This is a genomic window from Actinacidiphila sp. bgisy144 (assembly GCF_057708105.1).
The window spans coordinates 393,030-409,862 of record NZ_JBYIRM010000001.1 but is presented as its reverse complement, the minus strand read 5'-3'; the positions used below and the strand labels follow the sequence as shown (position 1 = coordinate 409,862).

Here is a 16,833-nt window from a genome sequence, read left to right as displayed (position 1 = left end):
GCCCCGCCAGGGTTTGGGTGTCCCGGACCACGGGGTAAGCTACCCGGCTCGATTGGCGTCCGGTGCGTCCGGTATGGCAGACTACCCAAGTTGCTCGGTCGAGCGCCGATGCTGCGCGCCTCCCGTCGGGGGGACCGGAAGCGAGTCCCACAGTACTCGTCGTCCATATCTGCCCTCCGGGCAGCGCTGGGGCGGACGTACGGGAATCTTCCGGGAAGCGTCAGTGCGGCTCCGGCCAGGCATCCGGTGGGTGGTATCTCCCACGCACATCCCTGGCGCAGGGCCTGTTCCGCATGCGGAAAGCCATGTGCGAGAGAAGCGACACGCCCGACCGCGTGGGTCGGACAAGCGGATGCCAGAGCGTAAACAGAGACAAGGACTACGGAGTAGCCATGGCGGGACAGAAGATCCGCATCCGGCTCAAGGCCTACGACCACGAGGTCATCGACTCCTCGGCGAAGAAGATCGTCGAGACGGTGACCCGTACTGGTGCGCAGGTCGCGGGCCCGGTGCCGCTGCCCACTGAGAAGAACGTGTACTGCGTCATCAAGTCGCCGCACAAGTACAAGGACTCGCGCGAGCACTTCGAGATGCGCACGCACAAGCGCCTGATCGACATCCTCGACCCGACGCCCAAGACCGTTGACTCGTTGATGCGCCTGGACCTGCCGGCCGGCGTCGACATCGAGATCAAGCTCTGAGAGGCGCGGAGAAGATGACCAAGCAGATCAAGGGCATCCTGGGCGAGAAGCTCGGCATGACCCAGGTCTGGGACGAGAACAACCGTGTCGTCCCGGTGACCGTGGTCAAGGCCGGCCCGAACGTCGTGACCCAGGTGCGTACCAACGACGCCGACGGCTACGAGTCGGTCCAGCTCGCCTTCGGCGAGATCGACCCGCGCAAGGTGAACAAGCCCCTCAAGGGCCACTTCGCCAAGGCCGACGTCACCCCGCGCCGCCACCTCGTGGAGCTGCGCACCGCCGACGCCGCCGAGTACACCCTGGGCCAGGAGATCACCGCCGAGGTGTTCGAGGCCGGTGTCAAGGTCGACGTGACCGGCAAGAGCAAGGGCAAGGGCTTCGCCGGTGTCATGAAGCGCCACAACTTCAAGGGCCTCGGCGCCGGCCACGGTGTCCAGCGCAAGCACCGCTCGCCCGGCTCCATCGGCGGCTGCGCCACCCCGGGCCGCGTGTTCAAGGGTCTGCGCATGGCGGGCCGCATGGGCAACGAGCGGGTCACCACCCAGAACCTGACCGTCCACGCCGTTGACGCGGAGAAGGGCCTGCTGCTCATCAAGGGCGCGGTTCCCGGTCCGAACGGCGGCCTCGTCCTGGTCCGCAGCGCGGCCAAGGGGGCCTGAAGGATATGAGCACCAGCATCGACATCCTGTCGCCCGCGGGCGACACCACCGGGACCGTAGAGCTCCCGGCCGAGATCTTCGACGCCAAGGTCAGCATCCCGCTGATCCACCAGGTCGTCGTCGCGCAGCTGGCCGCTGCCCGCCAGGGCACGCACAAGGTCAAGACGCGTGGCGAGGTCCGCGGTGGTGGCAAGAAGCCGTACCGCCAGAAGGGCACCGGCCGCGCCCGCCAGGGCTCGACCCGCGCGCCGCAGTTCGCCGGCGGTGGCGTCGTGCACGGCCCCGTGCCGCGCGACTACTCGCAGCGCACGCCCAAGAAGATGATCAAGGCCGCCCTGCGTGGCGCCCTGACCGACCGCGCCCGGCACAGCCGCATCCACGTGGTGAGCGACCTGGTCGAGGGCAGCACGCCGTCGACGAAGGCCGCGAAGACGCTGCTGGGCAAGATCAGCGAGCGCAAGAACGTGCTGCTCGTCGTCGAGCGGTCCGACGAGGCCGGGTGGCTGTCCGCCCGCAACCTCCCCCAGGTGCACATCCTGGAGGCGGGCCAGCTCAACACGTACGACGTGCTCGTCTCCGACGACGTGGTCTTCACCAAGGCCGCCTTCGACCGCTTCATCGGTAACGGCGCCGCCGAGACCGAAGGGAGCGACGCCTGATGGCCGAGCAGACCGCACAGACCGAGGCCGCCGACCAGGTGCCGGCCGCCGAGATCACCAGCAAGACCTTCTCGGACCCGCGCGACCTGCTGATCAAGCCGGTCGTCTCCGAGAAGAGCTACGCGCTGCTGGACGACAACAAGTACACCTTCGTCGTCGACCCGCGCGCCAACAAGACCCAGATCAAGCAGGCCGTCGAGACGGTCTTCCAGGTCAAGGTCACCGGGGTCAACACGATCAACCGGCAGGGCAAGCGCAAGCGCACCCGCACCGGTTTCGGCAAGCGCGCGAACACCAAGCGCGCCATCGTGACCCTTGCCGAGGGCGACCGCATCGACATCTTCGGCGGCCCGGTCTCCTGACGGAGATCGGATCGAGTCGAAGTCCGGAATATTCCGAGGACTAAGAATGGGTATCCGCAAGTACAAGCCGACGACCCCGGGCCGTCGTGGCTCCAGCGTCGCCGACTTCGTCGAGATCACGCGGTCCACGCCGGAGAAGTCGCTGGTCCGCCCGCTGCACAGCAAGGGCGGCCGTAACAACGCCGGTCGAGTGACCGTTCGTCACCAGGGCGGTGGCCACAAGCGCGCCTACCGGGTGATCGACTTCCGCCGGCACGACAAGGACGGCGTGCCCGCGAAGGTCGCGCACATCGAGTACGACCCCAACCGCACCGCGCGCATCGCGCTGCTGCACTACGCGGACGGCGAGAAGCGCTACATCCTCGCCCCCGCCCGCCTGCAGCAGGGCGACCGGATCGAGAACGGCCCCGCGGCCGACATCAAGCCGGGCAACAACCTGCCGCTGCGCAACATCCCGGTCGGTACCACGATCCACGCGATCGAGCTGCGGCCCGGTGGCGGCGCCAAGATCTCCCGCTCCGCGGGCGCCTCGGTGCAGCTGCTGGCGAAGGAAGGCAACATGGCCACCCTTCGCATGCCGTCCGGCGAGGTCCGGATGGTCGACGTCCGCTGCCGCGCCACCATCGGTGAGGTCGGCAACGCCGAGCAGTCGAACATCAACTGGGGCAAGGCCGGCCGCATGCGGTGGAAGGGCGTCCGCCCGACCGTCCGCGGTGTCGCCATGAACCCGGTGGACCACCCGCACGGTGGTGGTGAGGGCAAGACCTCCGGTGGTCGCCACCCGGTCTCCCCCTGGGGTCAGAAGGAGGGTCGTACTCGTTCTCCCAAGAAGGCGAGCAACAAGTACATCGTCCGCCGCCGCAAGACGAACAAGAAGCGCTAGGAGCGGGTTTAGATGCCGCGGAGTCTCAAGAAGGGGCCCTTCGTCGACGACCACCTGATCAAGAAGGTGGATGTCCAGAACGAAGCCGGCACCAAGAACGTCATCAAGACCTGGTCCCGCCGCTCGATGATCGTCCCGGCCATGCTGGGCCACACGATCGCGGTGCACGACGGCCGTAAGCACGTCCCGGTGTTTGTCACTGAGTCGATGGTCGGCCACAAGCTCGGCGAGTTCGCGCCGACCCGTACCTTCCGCGGTCACGAGAAGGACGACCGCAAGGCGCGGCGTCGCTGATCCAGCGGCGAGAAGCGACCGACCATGACAGACACTGAAGGGACAACCATGGAAGCCAGGGCCCAGGCGCGGTACATCCGCGTCACGCCCATGAAGGCCCGCCGCGTGGTGGACCTCATCCGTGGCATGAACGCCACGGAGGCTCAGGCGGTCCTGCGTTTCACGCCGCAGGCCGCGAGCGAGCCGGTGGGCAAGGTGCTGGACAGCGCCATCGCCAACGCCGCGCACAACTACGACCACACGGACGCCGAGTCGCTGTACATCAGCGAGGCGTACGTGGACGAGGGTCCGACCCTGAAGCGGTTCCGGCCGCGCGCCCAGGGCCGCGCCTACCGCATCCGCAAGCGGACGAGTCACATCACCGTGGTCGTTGCCAGCAAGGAAGGGACCCGGTAATGGGCCAGAAGGTTAACCCTTACGGGTTCCGGCTCGGCGTCACCACGGACTTCAAGTCCCGGTGGTACGCCGACAAGCTCTACAAGGACTACGTCAAGGAAGACGTCGCCATCCGCCGGATGATGACGCAGGGCATGGAGCGGGCCGGCATCTCCAAGGTGGAGATCGAGCGCACCCGCGACCGCGTCCGCGTCGACATCCACACCGCCCGGCCGGGCATCGTCATCGGCCGCCGCGGCGCGGAGGCCGACCGTATCCGCGGCGACCTGGAGAAGCTGACCGGCAAGCAGGTCCAGCTCAACATCCTCGAGGTGAAGAACCCCGAGATGGACGCGCAGCTCGTGGCCCAGGCGGTCGCCGAGCAGCTGTCCTCCCGGGTCTCCTTCCGCCGTGCCATGCGCAAGAGCATGCAGGGCACGCTGAAGGCCGGCGCCAAGGGCATCAAGATTCAGTGCGGCGGCCGCCTCGGCGGCGCCGAGATGTCCCGCTCCGAGTTCTACCGCGAGGGCCGGGTGCCCCTGCACACCCTGCGGGCGAACGTGGACTACGGCTTCTTCGAGGCCAAGACCACCTTCGGCCGGATCGGTGTGAAGGTGTGGATCTACAAGGGCGACGTGAAGAACATCGCCGAGGTCCGCGCCGAGAACGCCGCTGCCCGCGCCGGCAACCGCCCGGCCCGCGGCGGCGGCAACGAGCGTCCGCAGCGCCGCGGTGGCGAGCGCGGCGGCCGTGGCCGTCGTCCCCAGACGGACGGAGCCCCGACGGCCGCCAAGGCCGAGGCGCCCGCTCCCGTCGACGCGGCCCCGGCTGCTGAGACCCCCGGAACGGAAGGCTAAGTACCATGCTGATCCCCCGTAGGGTCAAGCACCGCAAGCAGCACCACCCCACCCGGCGCGGTATGGCCAAGGGCGGCACGGAGCTGGCGTTCGGCGAGTACGGCCTGCAGGCCATCACGCCCGCCTACGTGACCAACCGGCAGATCGAGTCCGCTCGTATCTCCATCACCCGGCACATCAAGCGTGGCGGCAAGGTCTGGATCAACATCTACCCGGACCGCCCGCTGACGAAGAAGCCGGCTGAGACCCGCATGGGTTCCGGTAAGGGTTCGCCGGAGTGGTGGATCGCGAACGTCAAGCCCGGTCGGGTGATGTTCGAGCTGTCCTTCCCGAATGAGAAGGTTGCGCGCGAGGCGCTGACCCGCGCCGCGCACAAGCTTCCGATGAAGTGCCGCATCGTGCGGCGCGAGGCAGGTGAGTCGTGATGGCGGCCGGTACCAAGGCGACCGAGCTGCGCCAGCTTGGCGACGAGGACCTCGTCGGCAAGCTGCGTGAGGCCAAGGAGGAGCTGTTCAACCTCCGCTTCCAGGCGGCCACCGGACAGCTTGAGAACAACTCCCGGCTCAAGACCGTCCGCAAGGACATCGCCCGGATCTACACCCTCATGCGTGAGCGTGAGCTCGGCATCGAGACGGTGGAGAGCGCCTGATGAGCGAGAAGAATGTGACTGAAACCAACGCGCGCGGCTTCCGCAAGACCCGTGAGGGCCTCGTGGTCAGCGACAAGATGGACAAGACCGTAGTGGTCGCGGTCGAGGACCGCGTGAAGCACGCGCTCTACGGCAAGGTCATTCGCCGCACCAACAAGCTCAAGGCCCACGACGAGCAGAACGCCGCCGGCATCGGCGACCGCGTGCTGCTGATGGAGACCCGCCCGCAGTCCGCGACCAAGCGGTGGCGTGTGGTGGAGATCCTCGAGAAGGCCAAGTAGCCCAGTAATTCCTGCGGGGAGTCCCTCGCAGGACGGTTCCGCCAGGCTCGGCGGGTGCCGCCCGGGTCACCCCGTGCGGCACCCGCCGGGAACCGGCAGACAAACAGGAGATAGACGTGATCCAGCAGGAGTCGCGGCTTCGTGTCGCCGACAACACTGGTGCCAAGGAGATCCTTTGCATCCGTGTTCTCGGTGGTTCGGGTCGCCGCTACGCGGGCATCGGTGACGTCATCGTCGCCACCGTCAAGGACGCGATCCCCGGTGGCAACGTGAAGAAGGGCGAGGTCGTCAAGGCTGTCGTCGTGCGCACCGTCAAGGAGCGCCGCCGTGCCGACGGCTCGTACATCCGCTTCGACGAGAACGCGGCGGTCATCCTCAAGAACGACGGTGACCCGCGCGGCACCCGCATCTTCGGCCCGGTCGGCCGTGAGCTGCGCGAGAAGAGGTTCATGAAGATCGTCTCGCTCGCGCCGGAGGTGCTGTAACCGATGAAGATCAAGAAGGGCGACCTGGTTCAGGTCATCACCGGCAAGGACAAGGGCAAGCAGGGCAAGGTCATCGTGGCCTACCCCCGCGAGGACCGGGTCCTGGTCGAGGGTGTCAACCGGGTCAAGAAGCACACCAAGGCCGGCCAGACCGACCGCGGTTCGAAGACCGGCGGGATCATCACCACCGAGGCGCCGATCCACGTCAGCAACGTGCAGCTGGTCGTGGAGAAGGACGGCAAGAAGGTCGTGACCCGCGTCGGCTACCGCTTCGACGACGAGGGCACCAAGATCCGCGTTGCCAAGCGGACCGGTGAGGACATCTGAGATGACTACTGCAACTTCAGGTGCCGCTGCCACCAGCACCGCTCCGCGCCTCAAGGCGCGCTACCGCGCCGAGATCGCGGGCAAGCTGCACGAGCAGTTCGGCTACGAGAACGTCATGCAGATCCCCGGTCTGACCAAGATCGTGGTCAACATGGGTGTGGGCGACGCCGCCCGCGACTCCAAGCTGATCGAGGGCGCCATCCGCGACCTCGCCACGATCACCGGTCAGAAGCCGCAGGTCACCAAGGCCCGTAAGTCCATCGCGCAGTTCAAGCTGCGTGAGGGTCAGCCGATCGGTGCGCACGTCACGCTGCGCGGTGACCGGATGTGGGAGTTCCTGGACCGCCTGCTGTCGCTGGCGCTGCCGCGTATCCGCGACTTCCGCGGCCTGTCGCCGAAGCAGTTCGACGGCCGGGGCAACTACACCTTCGGTCTCACGGAGCAGGTCATGTTCCACGAGATCGACCAGGACAAGATCGACCGGGTCCGGGGCATGGACATCACCGTGGTCACCACGGCGACCAACGACGACGAGGGTCGTGCCCTCCTTCGTCACCTCGGCTTCCCGTTCAAGGAGAACTGACCGTGGCGAAGAAGGCTCTGATCGCTAAGTCGGCTCGCAAGCCCAAGTTCGCTGTGCGCGCGTACAACCGCTGCCAGCGCTGTGGCCGGCCGCACTCCGTCTACCGCAAGTTCGGCCTGTGCCGCGTGTGCCTCCGTGAGATGGCGCACCGTGGCGAGCTGCCGGGCGTGACCAAGAGCTCCTGGTAGTCCCCTTCCGGACACCAGGACCCGATCCACTACGCCGTAGGTCCCCGCTCCACACCCGCTCCCGGCTCCGGCCGGGGGAAAGGGACGGAGCAGACAGGAAACCCCGGCGAGAGAGGCCCAGGGCCAACTCATGACCATGACCGACCCCATCGCAGACATGCTGACCCGTCTGCGCAACGCGAACTCGGCGTACCACGACGAGGTTGCGATGCCGTTCAGCAAGATCAAGTCGCACATCGCGGAGATCCTCCAGCAGGAGGGCTACATCACCGGCTGGAAGGTCGAGGAGGCCGAGGTCGGCAAGAACCTCATCCTCGAGCTGAAGTTCGGCCCGAACCGCGAGCGCTCGATCGCCGGCATCAAGCGGATCAGCAAGCCGGGTCTTCGGGTCTACGCAAAGTCCACCAACCTGCCTCGGGTGCTGGGCGGCCTCGGCGTGGCGATCATCTCCACGTCGCACGGACTGCTCACCGGCCAGCAGGCGCAGAAGAAGGGCGTGGGTGGGGAAGTCCTCGCCTACGTCTGGTAACCGGGAAAGAGAGGTAGAGCAATGTCGCGCATCGGCAAGCTGCCCATCTCGGTTCCCGCCGGAGTGGACGTCACCATCGATGGCCGCACGGTCGCGGTGAAGGGCCCCAAGGGCTCGCTCACCCACACCGTCGCCGCGCCGATCGAGATCGCAAAGGGCGAGGACGGCGTGCTGCTGGTCACCCGCCCCAACGACGAGCGTGTCTCGAAGGCCCTGCACGGCCTGTCCCGCACGCTGGTGGCGAACATGATCACCGGCGTGACCGCGGGCTACAGCAAGTCCCTTGAGATCAGCGGCGTCGGGTACCGCGTCCAGGCGAAGGGCTCCAACCTGGAGTTCTCGCTCGGCTACAGCCACCCGATCCTCGTCGAGGCCCCCGAGGGCATCTCCTTCAAGGTCGAGTCCCCGGTGAAGTTCTCCGTCGAGGGCATCGACAAGCAGAAGGTCGGCGAAGTGGCCGCCAACATCCGCAAGTTGCGGAAGCCTGACCCGTACAAGGCGAAGGGCGTCAAGTACGCCGGCGAGGTCATCCGCCGCAAGGTCGGAAAGGCTGGTAAGTAGCCATGGCATACGGTGTGAAGATCGCCAAGGGCAAGGCGTACAAGGGTGCGGCGCTCAAGCGGCGCCACATCCGGGTGCGCAAGCGCGTCAACGGTACGTCCGAGCGCCCGCGCCTGGTGGTGACGCGGTCCAACCGCGGCATCGTGGCGCAGGTCATCGACGACCTCGCGGGCCACACGCTCGCGTCGGCGTCGACCCTGGACGCGTCCATCCGCGGCGGCGAGGGCGACAAGAGCGCCAAGGCGAAGCAGGTCGGCCAGCTCGTGGCCGAGCGTGCGAAGGCCAAGGGCGTCGAAGCTGTCGTCTTCGACCGTGGCGGCAACCAGTACGCTGGGCGGATCGCCGCCCTGGCGGACGCCGCCCGCGAAGCCGGCCTGAAGTTCTGAGCCCGGTTCCGTTAGCTAGCGGAGAAACGCTAAAAGGATCGAGAGGTAATTCCAATGGCTGGACCCCAGCGCCGCGGAAGCGGTGCCGGTGGCGGCGAGCGACGGGACCGTAAGGACCGGCGGGACGGCGGCCAGCAGGCCGAGAAGACCGCCTATGTCGAGCGGGTCGTCGCGATCAACCGCGTCGCCAAGGTTGTGAAGGGTGGTCGTCGCTTCAGCTTCACCGCGCTGGTCGTGGTGGGCGACGGTGACGGCACCGTCGGTGTCGGCTACGGCAAGGCCAAGGAGGTGCCGGCCGCCATCGCCAAGGGTGTGGAGGAGGCCAAGAAGCACTTCTTCAAGGTCCCCCGTATCCAGGGCACCATCCCGCACCCGATCCAGGGTGAGAAGGCCGCGGGCGTCGTCCTGCTCAAGCCGGCTTCCCCCGGTACCGGTGTGATCGCCGGTGGCCCGGTGCGTGCCGTGCTGGAGTGCGCGGGCATCCACGACGTGCTGTCCAAGAGCCTCGGCTCGGACAACGCGATCAACATCGTGCACGCCACGGTGGCCGCGCTCCAGGGCCTTCAGCGGCCCGAGGAGATCGCCGCCCGCCGCGGTCTGCCGATCGAGGACGTCGCGCCGGCCGCGCTGCTGCGCGCCCGGGCCGGGGTTGGTGTGTGATGGCGCGCCTGAAGGTCACGCAGACCAAGTCCTACATCGGCAGCAAGCAGAACCACCGTGACACCCTGCGTTCGCTCGGGCTCAAGCGCCTGCACGACGTCGTGGTCAAGGAGGACCGCCCGGAGATCCGCGGCATGGTCCACACCGTCCGCCACCTCGTCACGGTCGAGGAGGTCGACTGATCATGGGTGACAACCCGATCAAGGTGCACAACCTCCGTCCGGCTCCGGGCGCCAAGACCGCCAAGACCCGCGTGGGTCGTGGTGAGGCGTCCAAGGGCAAGACGGCCGGTCGCGGCACCAAGGGCACCAAGGCCCGCTACCAGGTTCCGGAGCGCTTCGAGGGCGGGCAGATGCCCCTCCACATGCGGCTCCCGAAGCTCAAGGGCTTCAAGAACCCGTTCCGTACCGAGTACCAGGTGGTCAACCTGGACAAGCTCGCGGCCCTCTACCCCGAGGGTGGCGAGGTCACCGTTGCCGACCTGGTCGCCAAGGGTGCGGTGCGGAAGAACCAGCTCGTCAAGGTGCTCGGCACCGGCGACGTCTCCGTGGCCCTGCAGGTGACCGTGGACGCGGTCTCCGGCTCCGCCAAGGAGAAGATCACCGCCGCCGGCGGCACCGTCACCGAGCTCGTCTGAGCCGGATGTGCAACCCGACCGGGGACGCCCAGTACCTCAGGGCGTCCCCGGTCGTTCATTTCTGTGAATTTTCCCTGGCCGATGGGTCATTCCTACCGGGGGCACGTCGCCGGTAAGGTGGCCGAGCCCCTATCCGTCAGAAATCTCACCAGAGACCGTCCTTCCGCCGTGGCGCGGGGGGTGCAGGAGGCACCGTGCTCACCGCGTTCGCCCGGGCGTTCAGGACGCCCGACCTGCGCAAGAAGCTGCTCTTCACGCTCGCCATCATCGTGGTGTACCGGCTGGGCGCGCATGTGCCGGTGCCGGGGATCGACTTCGGCGTGGTCAACGACTGCGTGAAGCAGACGAAGGGCAACAACAGCCTCTTCGGCCTGGTCAACATGTTCAGTGGCGGAGCGCTGCTCCAGCTCACCATCTTCGCGCTGGGGATCATGCCGTACATCACGGCGAGCATCATCCTGCAGCTGCTGACCGTGGTGATCCCGCGGCTGGAAGCCCTGAAGAAGGAGGGGCAGGCCGGAACCACCAAGATCACCCAGTACACCCGGTACCTGACGGTCGCGCTCGCGATCCTCCAGGGCACCGGCCTGGTGGCGACCGCCCGCTCCGGCAACCTCTTCTCGACCTGCACCCAGGGCAACGACATCGTCCCGAACCAGTCGATCTTCACCACCGTCACCATGGTCACGTGCATGACCGCGGGCACCGTGATGATCATGTGGCTGGGCGAGCTGATCACCGACCGCGGTATCGGCAACGGCATGTCGATCCTGATGTTCGTCTCGATCGCGGCCGGCTTCCCCGGCTCGCTGTGGGGCATCAAGGTCTCCGGCACCATCGCCGGCGGCTGGGTCGAGTTCATCTCGGTGATCCTGATCGGCCTGGTCATGGTCGGCCTGGTGGTCTTCGTCGAGCAGGCGCAGCGCCGCATCCCGGTGCAGTACGCCAAGCGCATGATCGGCCGCCGGTCCTACGGCGGCACCTCCACGTACATCCCGCTCAAGGTGAACCAGGCCGGTGTGATCCCGGTCATCTTCGCCTCGTCGCTGCTCTACATCCCGGCGCTGGTGGTGCAGTTCTCCGGGTCGACGGCCGGCTGGGCGCAGTGGATCAGCCGCAACTTCACCAAGGGCGACCACCCGGCGTACATGGCCGCGTACTTCCTGCTGATCGTCTTCTTCGCCTTCTTCTACGTCGCCATCTCCTTCAACCCCGAAGAAGTGGCCGACAATATGAAGAAGTATGGTGGGTTCATCCCGGGTATCCGGGCCGGTCGCCCCACCGCTGAATACCTGAGTTACGTGCTCAACCGCATCACGTGGCCCGGCTCGCTGTACCTGGGTCTGATCGCCCTCGTTCCGACGGTCGCCATCGCGATCTTCAACGGGAGCAACGGCAACTTCCCTCTGGGTGGCACCAGCATCCTCATCATCGTCGGTGTGGGTCTGGAGACCGTGAAGCAGATCGAAAGCCAGCTCCAGCAGCGTAACTACGAAGGGTTCCTCCGCTGATGCGTATCGTCCTGGTCGGGCCCCCCGGCGCAGGCAAGGGGACGCAGGCCGCGTTCCTCGCCAAGAACCTCTCGATCCCGCACATCTCCACGGGCGACCTGTTCCGCGCCAACATCAGTCAGGGCACCGACCTGGGCAAGCAGGCGAAGGCGTACATGGACGCCGGCGACCTGGTGCCCGACGAGGTCACGATCGGCATGGCCGAGGACCGGCTGGAGCAGCCGGACGCGACCGGCGGGTTCCTGCTGGACGGCTTCCCGCGCAACGAGCAGCAGGCGCGGGCGCTGGACGCCTACCTGGCGCGGCACGAGATCGCGCTGGACGGCGTGCTGGACCTGGAGGTCCCGGAGGACGAGGTGGTCAAGCGGATCGCCGGCCGCCGGATCTGCCGCAACAACGGCGCGCACGTCTTCCACGTCGAGTACAAGCAGCCGAAGGCCGAGGGGGTCTGCGACGAGTGCGGCGGCGAGCTGTACCGGCGTGACGACGACGCCCCGGACAAGGTGCGCAACCGGCTGGAGATCTACCACCGCGAGACCGAGCCGATCATCGACTACTACAAGAAGCAGGGTCTGGTGGTCACCATCTCGGCGCTCGGCGCGGTGTCCGAGGTGACCGCGCGTGCCATGACGGCGCTCGGCGCGGAGGCCGGCGAGCCGACCGCGTAAGCCCGGTAGCCCGCCCCGCGCCGGCCCCCGCCGGTGCATGTGCATGCCACGGCCGTGGTGCCCCCAGGGGCGCCACGGCCGTATGGTTGTGGGTGACCCGCGCCCGGGCCCGACCCTGGATCGGCGGACGCACGGCAGCGGTGCGCAGCAGTGGTGCACGGCAGTGATGCAAGGCAGTACGGACCCAAGGCAGCAAGGAAGGCGTCGGCCGCGATGGTGGAGCTGAAGACCGCGGAGCAGATCGCGAAGATGCGGGAGGCCGGTCTGGTCGTCGCGGCGATCCACGAGGCGACCCGGGCGGCGGCGGTGCCCGGCGCCACCACCAAGGACCTGGACGAGGTCGCCGCGAAGGTGCTCGCCGACCACGGGGCGAAGCCCAACTTCCTCGGCTACGGCGGCTTTCCGGGCAACATCTGCACGTCGGTGAACGACGTGGTGGTGCACGGCATCCCCGACGCGGTGACGGTGCTCAAGGACGGCGACATCCTCGCGGTGGACGCGGGCGCGATCGTGGACGGCTGGCACGGCGACGCGGCCTTCACCTGCCTGGTGGGCACCGGGCACGCCCCGGAGCTGGCCGAGCTGAGCCGGGTCACCGAGGAGTCCATGTGGGCGGGCATCGCCGCCTTCCGCAAGGGCAACCGGCTGGACGACATCTCGCAGGCGGTCGAGTCGTACATCCGCCGCCAGCCGCGGCCTTCGTCGGGCAAGTACGGCATCGTGGAGGGGTACGGCGGGCACGGCATCGGCAGCCAGATGCACATGGACCCGCACGTGCTCAACTACGTCACCAAGAAGCGCGGCCGCGGCATGCGGCTGGTGCCGGGGCTGTGCCTGGCGATCGAGCCGATGGTGACGCTCGGCACCCCGCACACCCATGTGCTGGAGGACGAGTGGACCGTCAAGTCCGACGACGGTTCCTGGTCGGCGCACTGGGAGCACAGCATCGCGCTGACCGAGCAGGGCCCGCTGGTGCTCACCGCCCCTGACGGCGGCCGGGCGAAGCTCGCCGAGTACGGCGTGACGGCCGCCCCCGACCCGCTCGCGTAGCGCCCCGCGGGGCCGCGAGCCGGTGCCGCGGCGGAGCCGCCGGCCCACCGGCGTAACGATCACGCTGCGTGGGCATACTTCTGGATTCGTCTTTCGTCGGCCGTTGCCGTAGACTCATATGTCGGCCCCGCGTGTCTTCCGGCATGTCCGGAGCCGACCCCGGTAGCCGATCCCGAAAGCAGGACATGGCCAAAAAGCAAGGCGCCATCGAGATCGAGGGCACCGTGATCGAGTCTCTGCCGAACGCGATGTTCAAGGTGGAGCTCCAGAACGGTCACAAGGTCCTCGCGCACATCAGCGGCAAGATGCGGATGCACTACATCCGTATCCTCCCGGATGACCGGGTCGTGGTGGAGTTGTCTCCCTACGACCTGACGCGCGGACGGATCGTCTACCGATACAAGTAACCCGCTTGTAGATCTCAGCACACGACCCGGAGAACCTCAGTCCCATGAAGGTCAAGCCGAGCGTCAAGAAGATCTGCGACAAGTGCAAGGTGATCCGCCGCCACGGCCGGGTCATGGTCATCTGCGACAACCTGCGCCACAAGCAGCGCCAGGGCTGACGCCCAGCCGACCACCCCTGCACCAGCAGAACTTCGCGCGACGCAGCACGCGTACATACGCAGTTCCCATCCCCGTCCCGGACGGGGATGACACCCCCGGAGGAGGCCGGGGACCTGTTCGTACCTGGTACGGCGGACAGGAACCGGAACTGCGGAAGACCTCCGAGAACACCAGGAGCCAAGCACATGGCACGCCTTTCAGGCGTTGACCTCCCGCGTGAGAAGCGCGTCGAGATCGCCCTCACCTACGTCTTCGGCATCGGGCGCTCGCGCGCCCAGGAGATCCTGAAGAGCACCGGTGTGAACCCCGACACCCGCGTCCGCGACCTTGCCGAGGAAGACCTCGTCAAGATCGGCAAGTGGGTCGACGACAACTACACGACCGAGGGTGACCTCCGCCGTGAGATCCAGGCCGACATCCGCCGCAAGGTCGAGATCGGCTGCTACCAGGGTCTGCGCCACCGTCGCGGCCTCCCGGTCCACGGCCAGCGCACTCACACCAACGCCCGTACCCGCAAGGGTCCGCGTCGCGCCATCGCCGGTAAGAAGAAGCCGGGCAAGAAGTAGTCCGACAGCCAGACCCCATCAGCGGTCTTCGCTGTAGGACCGATCACCTCCACCGGGAGTATTGACACATGCCTCCTAAGGGCCGTCAGGGCGCAGCCAAGAAGGTGCGCCGCAAGGAAAAGAAGAACGTCGCTCACGGGCACGCCCACATCAAGAGCACGTTCAACAACACCATCGTCTCGATCACCGACCCCGCCGGGAACGTGATCTCCTGGGCCTCCGCCGGTCACGTCGGCTTCAAGGGCTCGCGCAAGTCCACCCCCTTCGCCGCGCAGATGGCCGCCGAGTCGGCCGCCCGCCGCGCGCAGGAGCACGGCATGCGCAAGGTGGACGTCTTCGTCAAGGGTCCCGGCTCCGGCCGTGAGACCGCGATCCGCTCGCTCCAGGCCACCGGCCTGGAGGTGGGTTCGATCCAGGACGTCACCCCGACCCCGCACAACGGCTGCCGCCCGCCGAAGCGCCGCCGCGTCTGACCAGCTGAAACAGGAGAACTAGACAATGGCGCGTTACACCGGGGCCGACTGCAAGCGTTGCCGTCGGGAGAAGCAGAAGCTCTTCCTCAAGGGAGCTAAGTGCGAGAGCGCGAAGTGCCCGATCGAGATCCGTCCTTACCCCCCGGGTGAGCACGGACGCGGGCGCACCAAGGACAGCGAGTACCTCCTCCAGCTTCGTGAGAAGCAGAAGTGCGCGCGTATCTACGGTGTCCTCGAGAAGCAGTTCGTGAACTACTACAAGGAAGCGAACCAGAAGACCGGCAAGACCGGTGAGAACCTTCTGCGCATCCTCGAGACCCGCCTCGACAACGTGGTGTACCGGGCCGGCTTCGCCAAGTCCCGCGACCACGCCCGTCAGCTGGTCCGGCACGGACACATCACCGTCAACGGCCGCAAGACCGACATCCCGTCGGCCCGCGTGTCCGTCAACGACATCGTCGAGGTCCGCGAGCGGTCCCGTAACCTGACCCCGTTCGCGGTGGCGCAGGGCGAGGCCGGCGACCGGACGGTGCCCGCGTGGCTGGAGGCGAACGCCGGCAAGCTGCGGATTCTGGTGCACAGCCTGCCCGAGCGCCAGGTGATCGACACCCAGGTGCAGGAGCAGCTCATCGTCGAGCTCTACTCGAAGTAGTAGTCGGGTAGGAGTTCGCAGGTCACGGGCGGTGCGGCCGCCGTCGTACGACGGTTTCGCCGCGCCGCCCGTACCCTCGTAGTACAGGGGGCGTCAAATAGCGGGCGCCCACGACTGAAGGACCGAACACATGCTGATCGCTCAGCGTCCCTCGTTGACCGAAGAGGTCGTCGACGAGTTCCGCTCCCGGTTCGTGATCGAGCCGCTGGAGCCGGGCTTCGGCTACACCCTCGGCAACTCCCTGCGCCGTACGCTCCTGTCGTCGATCCCGGGTGCGGCTGTCACCTCGATCCGGATCGACGGGGTCCTGCACGAGTTCGCCACCGTGCCGGGCGTCAAGGAAGACGTCATCGACCTCATCCTCAACATCAAGCAGCTCGTCGTCTCCTCGGAGCACGACGAGCCGGTCGTGATGTACCTGCGCAAGCAGGGCCCGGGTGTGGTCACCGCCGCCGACATCGCGCCGCCGGCCGGTGTCGAGGTGCACAACCCCGACCTGGTGCTGGCCACGCTCAACGCCAAGGGCAAGCTGGAGATGGAGCTGACCGTCGAGCGCGGTCGCGGCTACGTCTCCGCGGTCCAGAACAAGCAGCAGGGCCAGGAGATCGGCCGCATCCCGGTCGACTCCATCTACAGCCCGGTGCTCAAGGTCACCTACAAGGTCGAGGCGACCCGTGTCGAGCAGCGCACCGACTTCGACAAGCTGATCGTCGACGTCGAGACCAAGCAGGCCATGCGGCCGCGTGACGCCATGGCGTCGGCCGGCAAGACCCTGGTCGAGCTGTTCGGCCTGGCCCGCGAGCTGAACGTCGACGCCGAGGGCATCGACATGGGCCCGTCCCCGACGGACGCCGCCCTGGCCGCGGACCTGGCGCTGCCGATCGAGGAGCTGGAACTCACCGTCCGCTCCTACAACTGCCTCAAGCGCGAGGGCATCCACTCGGTGGGCGAGCTGGTGGCCCGCTCCGAGGCGGACCTGCTCGACATCCGCAACTTCGGTGCGAAGTCGATCGACGAGGTCAAGGCGAAGCTCGCCGGGATGGGCCTGGCCCTCAAGGACAGCCCGCCCGGATTCGACCCGACCGCCGCCGCCGACGCCTTCGGCGCCGACGACGACGTGGACGCGGGCTTCGTGGAGACCGAGCAGTACTAGCCCCTGCGGGGCACGCGCCCTTGGTGCTTGCCCCTCGGGGCAGAACGGAACCTCCCGGGGCGGCAGCCCCGGGAATTCCGGGGCTCGGCCCCGGGACACACGAGCCGGCAGCCGCCGG

At 67.4% G+C, this 16,833-nt stretch carries 30 protein-coding genes; all 30 read left to right on the top strand.

What is annotated here, in order from left to right:
- Nucleotides 1–392: 392 nt before the first annotated feature.
- The 30 genes from rpsJ to AC3EVP_RS01815 all read left to right on the top strand — a co-directional run bounded on the left by rpsJ (nucleotide 393) and on the right by AC3EVP_RS01815 (nucleotide 16,715).
- Nucleotides 393–701, top strand: coding sequence for a 30S ribosomal protein S10 (rpsJ, locus tag AC3EVP_RS01960; protein WP_014144312.1), 309 nt, complete (start codon nucleotides 393–395; stop codon nucleotides 699–701).
- A gap of 14 nt (nucleotides 702–715) precedes the next feature.
- Nucleotides 716–1,360, top strand: coding sequence for a 50S ribosomal protein L3 (gene rplC, locus AC3EVP_RS01955; RefSeq protein ID WP_103886919.1), 645 nt, complete (start codon nucleotides 716–718; stop codon nucleotides 1,358–1,360).
- Between the two features lie 5 nt (nucleotides 1,361–1,365).
- Nucleotides 1,366–2,019, top strand: coding sequence for a 50S ribosomal protein L4 (rplD, locus tag AC3EVP_RS01950; RefSeq protein ID WP_335978249.1), 654 nt, complete (start codon nucleotides 1,366–1,368; stop codon nucleotides 2,017–2,019).
- Nucleotides 2,019–2,381, top strand: a complete 363-nt coding sequence (gene rplW / locus AC3EVP_RS01945) for a 50S ribosomal protein L23 (protein ID WP_435125157.1) — start codon at nucleotides 2,019–2,021, stop codon at nucleotides 2,379–2,381. Before rplD ends, rplW begins: the two co-directional genes overlap by 1 nt.
- A gap of 46 nt (nucleotides 2,382–2,427) precedes the next feature.
- Complete coding sequence (gene rplB / locus AC3EVP_RS01940; RefSeq protein ID WP_335978245.1) at nucleotides 2,428–3,264, top strand: 50S ribosomal protein L2; 837 nt, start codon at nucleotides 2,428–2,430, stop codon at nucleotides 3,262–3,264.
- Between the two features lie 12 nt (nucleotides 3,265–3,276).
- Nucleotides 3,277–3,558 (top strand): 30S ribosomal protein S19, encoded by a 282-nt coding sequence (rpsS, locus tag AC3EVP_RS01935; RefSeq protein WP_202235517.1) that lies wholly within the window; start codon nucleotides 3,277–3,279, stop codon nucleotides 3,556–3,558.
- Nucleotides 3,559–3,606: 48 nt separating this feature from the next.
- A complete protein-coding gene (gene rplV, locus AC3EVP_RS01930) occupies nucleotides 3,607–3,954 on the top strand; it encodes a 50S ribosomal protein L22 (protein WP_073492408.1) in 348 nt (115 codons plus the stop codon).
- Nucleotides 3,954–4,790, top strand: coding sequence for a 30S ribosomal protein S3 (rpsC, locus tag AC3EVP_RS01925; RefSeq protein WP_335978243.1), 837 nt, complete (start codon nucleotides 3,954–3,956; stop codon nucleotides 4,788–4,790). The genes rplV and rpsC overlap by 1 nt, the downstream gene beginning before the upstream one ends.
- A 5-nt stretch (nucleotides 4,791–4,795) precedes the next feature.
- On the top strand, nucleotides 4,796–5,215 hold the full coding sequence (gene rplP / locus AC3EVP_RS01920) for a 50S ribosomal protein L16 (RefSeq protein WP_335978241.1): 420 nt from the start codon (nucleotides 4,796–4,798) through the stop codon (nucleotides 5,213–5,215).
- Nucleotides 5,215–5,439, top strand: a complete 225-nt coding sequence (rpmC, locus tag AC3EVP_RS01915; protein ID WP_202235520.1) for a 50S ribosomal protein L29 — start codon at nucleotides 5,215–5,217, stop codon at nucleotides 5,437–5,439. The genes rplP and rpmC overlap by 1 nt, the downstream gene beginning before the upstream one ends.
- Nucleotides 5,439–5,720: a 30S ribosomal protein S17 gene (gene rpsQ, locus AC3EVP_RS01910; protein ID WP_202235521.1), complete on the top strand. Its 282-nt coding sequence runs from the start codon at nucleotides 5,439–5,441 to the stop codon at nucleotides 5,718–5,720. The genes rpmC and rpsQ overlap by 1 nt, the downstream gene beginning before the upstream one ends.
- Before the next feature lie 116 nt (nucleotides 5,721–5,836).
- Nucleotides 5,837–6,205 carry a 50S ribosomal protein L14 gene (gene rplN, locus AC3EVP_RS01905; protein ID WP_037912379.1) on the top strand — a complete coding sequence of 123 codons (369 nt, stop codon included), beginning with the start codon at nucleotides 5,837–5,839 and terminating at the stop codon, nucleotides 6,203–6,205.
- A gap of 3 nt (nucleotides 6,206–6,208) precedes the next feature.
- The gene (gene rplX, locus AC3EVP_RS01900) at nucleotides 6,209–6,532 is read left to right on the top strand and encodes a 50S ribosomal protein L24 (protein WP_202235522.1); all 324 of its coding nucleotides are present in this window, start codon (nucleotides 6,209–6,211) and stop codon (nucleotides 6,530–6,532) included.
- Between the two features lies 1 nt (nucleotide 6,533).
- Nucleotides 6,534–7,115: a 50S ribosomal protein L5 gene (gene rplE / locus AC3EVP_RS01895; protein WP_335978237.1), complete on the top strand. Its 582-nt coding sequence runs from the start codon at nucleotides 6,534–6,536 to the stop codon at nucleotides 7,113–7,115.
- 2 nt (nucleotides 7,116–7,117) lie between these two features.
- Nucleotides 7,118–7,303, top strand: coding sequence for a type Z 30S ribosomal protein S14 (locus AC3EVP_RS01890; protein ID WP_093713218.1), 186 nt, complete (start codon nucleotides 7,118–7,120; stop codon nucleotides 7,301–7,303).
- A gap of 130 nt (nucleotides 7,304–7,433) precedes the next feature.
- Entirely contained in the window at nucleotides 7,434–7,832 is a 399-nt protein-coding gene (gene rpsH / locus AC3EVP_RS01885) for a 30S ribosomal protein S8 (RefSeq protein ID WP_335978232.1), read from the top strand.
- A 21-nt stretch (nucleotides 7,833–7,853) separates the two neighbouring features.
- Nucleotides 7,854–8,393 carry a 50S ribosomal protein L6 gene (gene rplF / locus AC3EVP_RS01880; RefSeq protein ID WP_335978231.1) on the top strand — a complete coding sequence of 180 codons (540 nt, stop codon included), beginning with the start codon at nucleotides 7,854–7,856 and terminating at the stop codon, nucleotides 8,391–8,393.
- A 2-nt stretch (nucleotides 8,394–8,395) separates the two neighbouring features.
- A complete protein-coding gene (gene rplR, locus AC3EVP_RS01875; RefSeq protein WP_103886906.1) occupies nucleotides 8,396–8,779 on the top strand; it encodes a 50S ribosomal protein L18 in 384 nt (127 codons plus the stop codon).
- A 54-nt stretch (nucleotides 8,780–8,833) separates the two neighbouring features.
- Nucleotides 8,834–9,439 carry a 30S ribosomal protein S5 gene (rpsE, locus tag AC3EVP_RS01870; protein WP_031524774.1) on the top strand — a complete coding sequence of 202 codons (606 nt, stop codon included), beginning with the start codon at nucleotides 8,834–8,836 and terminating at the stop codon, nucleotides 9,437–9,439.
- Nucleotides 9,439–9,621, top strand: a complete 183-nt coding sequence (gene rpmD, locus AC3EVP_RS01865) for a 50S ribosomal protein L30 (protein ID WP_031524772.1) — start codon at nucleotides 9,439–9,441, stop codon at nucleotides 9,619–9,621. Before rpsE ends, rpmD begins: the two co-directional genes overlap by 1 nt.
- A gap of 2 nt (nucleotides 9,622–9,623) precedes the next feature.
- Nucleotides 9,624–10,076 (top strand): 50S ribosomal protein L15, encoded by a 453-nt coding sequence (gene rplO, locus AC3EVP_RS01860; protein ID WP_430393162.1) that lies wholly within the window; start codon nucleotides 9,624–9,626, stop codon nucleotides 10,074–10,076.
- A gap of 194 nt (nucleotides 10,077–10,270) precedes the next feature.
- Nucleotides 10,271–11,587 carry a preprotein translocase subunit SecY gene (secY, locus tag AC3EVP_RS01855; protein WP_335978226.1) on the top strand — a complete coding sequence of 439 codons (1,317 nt, stop codon included), beginning with the start codon at nucleotides 10,271–10,273 and terminating at the stop codon, nucleotides 11,585–11,587.
- The gene (locus AC3EVP_RS01850) at nucleotides 11,587–12,255 is read left to right on the top strand and encodes an adenylate kinase (protein WP_335978224.1); all 669 of its coding nucleotides are present in this window, start codon (nucleotides 11,587–11,589) and stop codon (nucleotides 12,253–12,255) included. Before secY ends, AC3EVP_RS01850 begins: the two co-directional genes overlap by 1 nt.
- A gap of 213 nt (nucleotides 12,256–12,468) precedes the next feature.
- A complete protein-coding gene (gene map, locus AC3EVP_RS01845) occupies nucleotides 12,469–13,305 on the top strand; it encodes a type I methionyl aminopeptidase (RefSeq protein WP_335978222.1) in 837 nt (278 codons plus the stop codon).
- A 185-nt stretch (nucleotides 13,306–13,490) separates the two neighbouring features.
- Nucleotides 13,491–13,712 carry a translation initiation factor IF-1 gene (gene infA, locus AC3EVP_RS01840; RefSeq protein WP_003956442.1) on the top strand — a complete coding sequence of 74 codons (222 nt, stop codon included), beginning with the start codon at nucleotides 13,491–13,493 and terminating at the stop codon, nucleotides 13,710–13,712.
- Between the two features lie 44 nt (nucleotides 13,713–13,756).
- A complete protein-coding gene (gene rpmJ, locus AC3EVP_RS01835) occupies nucleotides 13,757–13,870 on the top strand; it encodes a 50S ribosomal protein L36 (RefSeq protein ID WP_003956441.1) in 114 nt (37 codons plus the stop codon).
- Between the two features lie 186 nt (nucleotides 13,871–14,056).
- Nucleotides 14,057–14,437, top strand: coding sequence for a 30S ribosomal protein S13 (gene rpsM, locus AC3EVP_RS01830; RefSeq protein ID WP_335978219.1), 381 nt, complete (start codon nucleotides 14,057–14,059; stop codon nucleotides 14,435–14,437).
- Nucleotides 14,438–14,505: 68 nt separating this feature from the next.
- Complete coding sequence (gene rpsK / locus AC3EVP_RS01825) at nucleotides 14,506–14,910, top strand: 30S ribosomal protein S11 (RefSeq protein ID WP_006376016.1); 405 nt, start codon at nucleotides 14,506–14,508, stop codon at nucleotides 14,908–14,910.
- A 25-nt stretch (nucleotides 14,911–14,935) separates the two neighbouring features.
- Nucleotides 14,936–15,562, top strand: a complete 627-nt coding sequence (gene rpsD, locus AC3EVP_RS01820) for a 30S ribosomal protein S4 (protein ID WP_202235531.1) — start codon at nucleotides 14,936–14,938, stop codon at nucleotides 15,560–15,562.
- Nucleotides 15,563–15,692: 130 nt separating this feature from the next.
- Nucleotides 15,693–16,715, top strand: a complete 1,023-nt coding sequence (locus AC3EVP_RS01815) for a DNA-directed RNA polymerase subunit alpha (RefSeq protein ID WP_335978215.1) — start codon at nucleotides 15,693–15,695, stop codon at nucleotides 16,713–16,715.
- The last annotated feature ends 118 nt before the right edge of the window (nucleotides 16,716–16,833 follow it).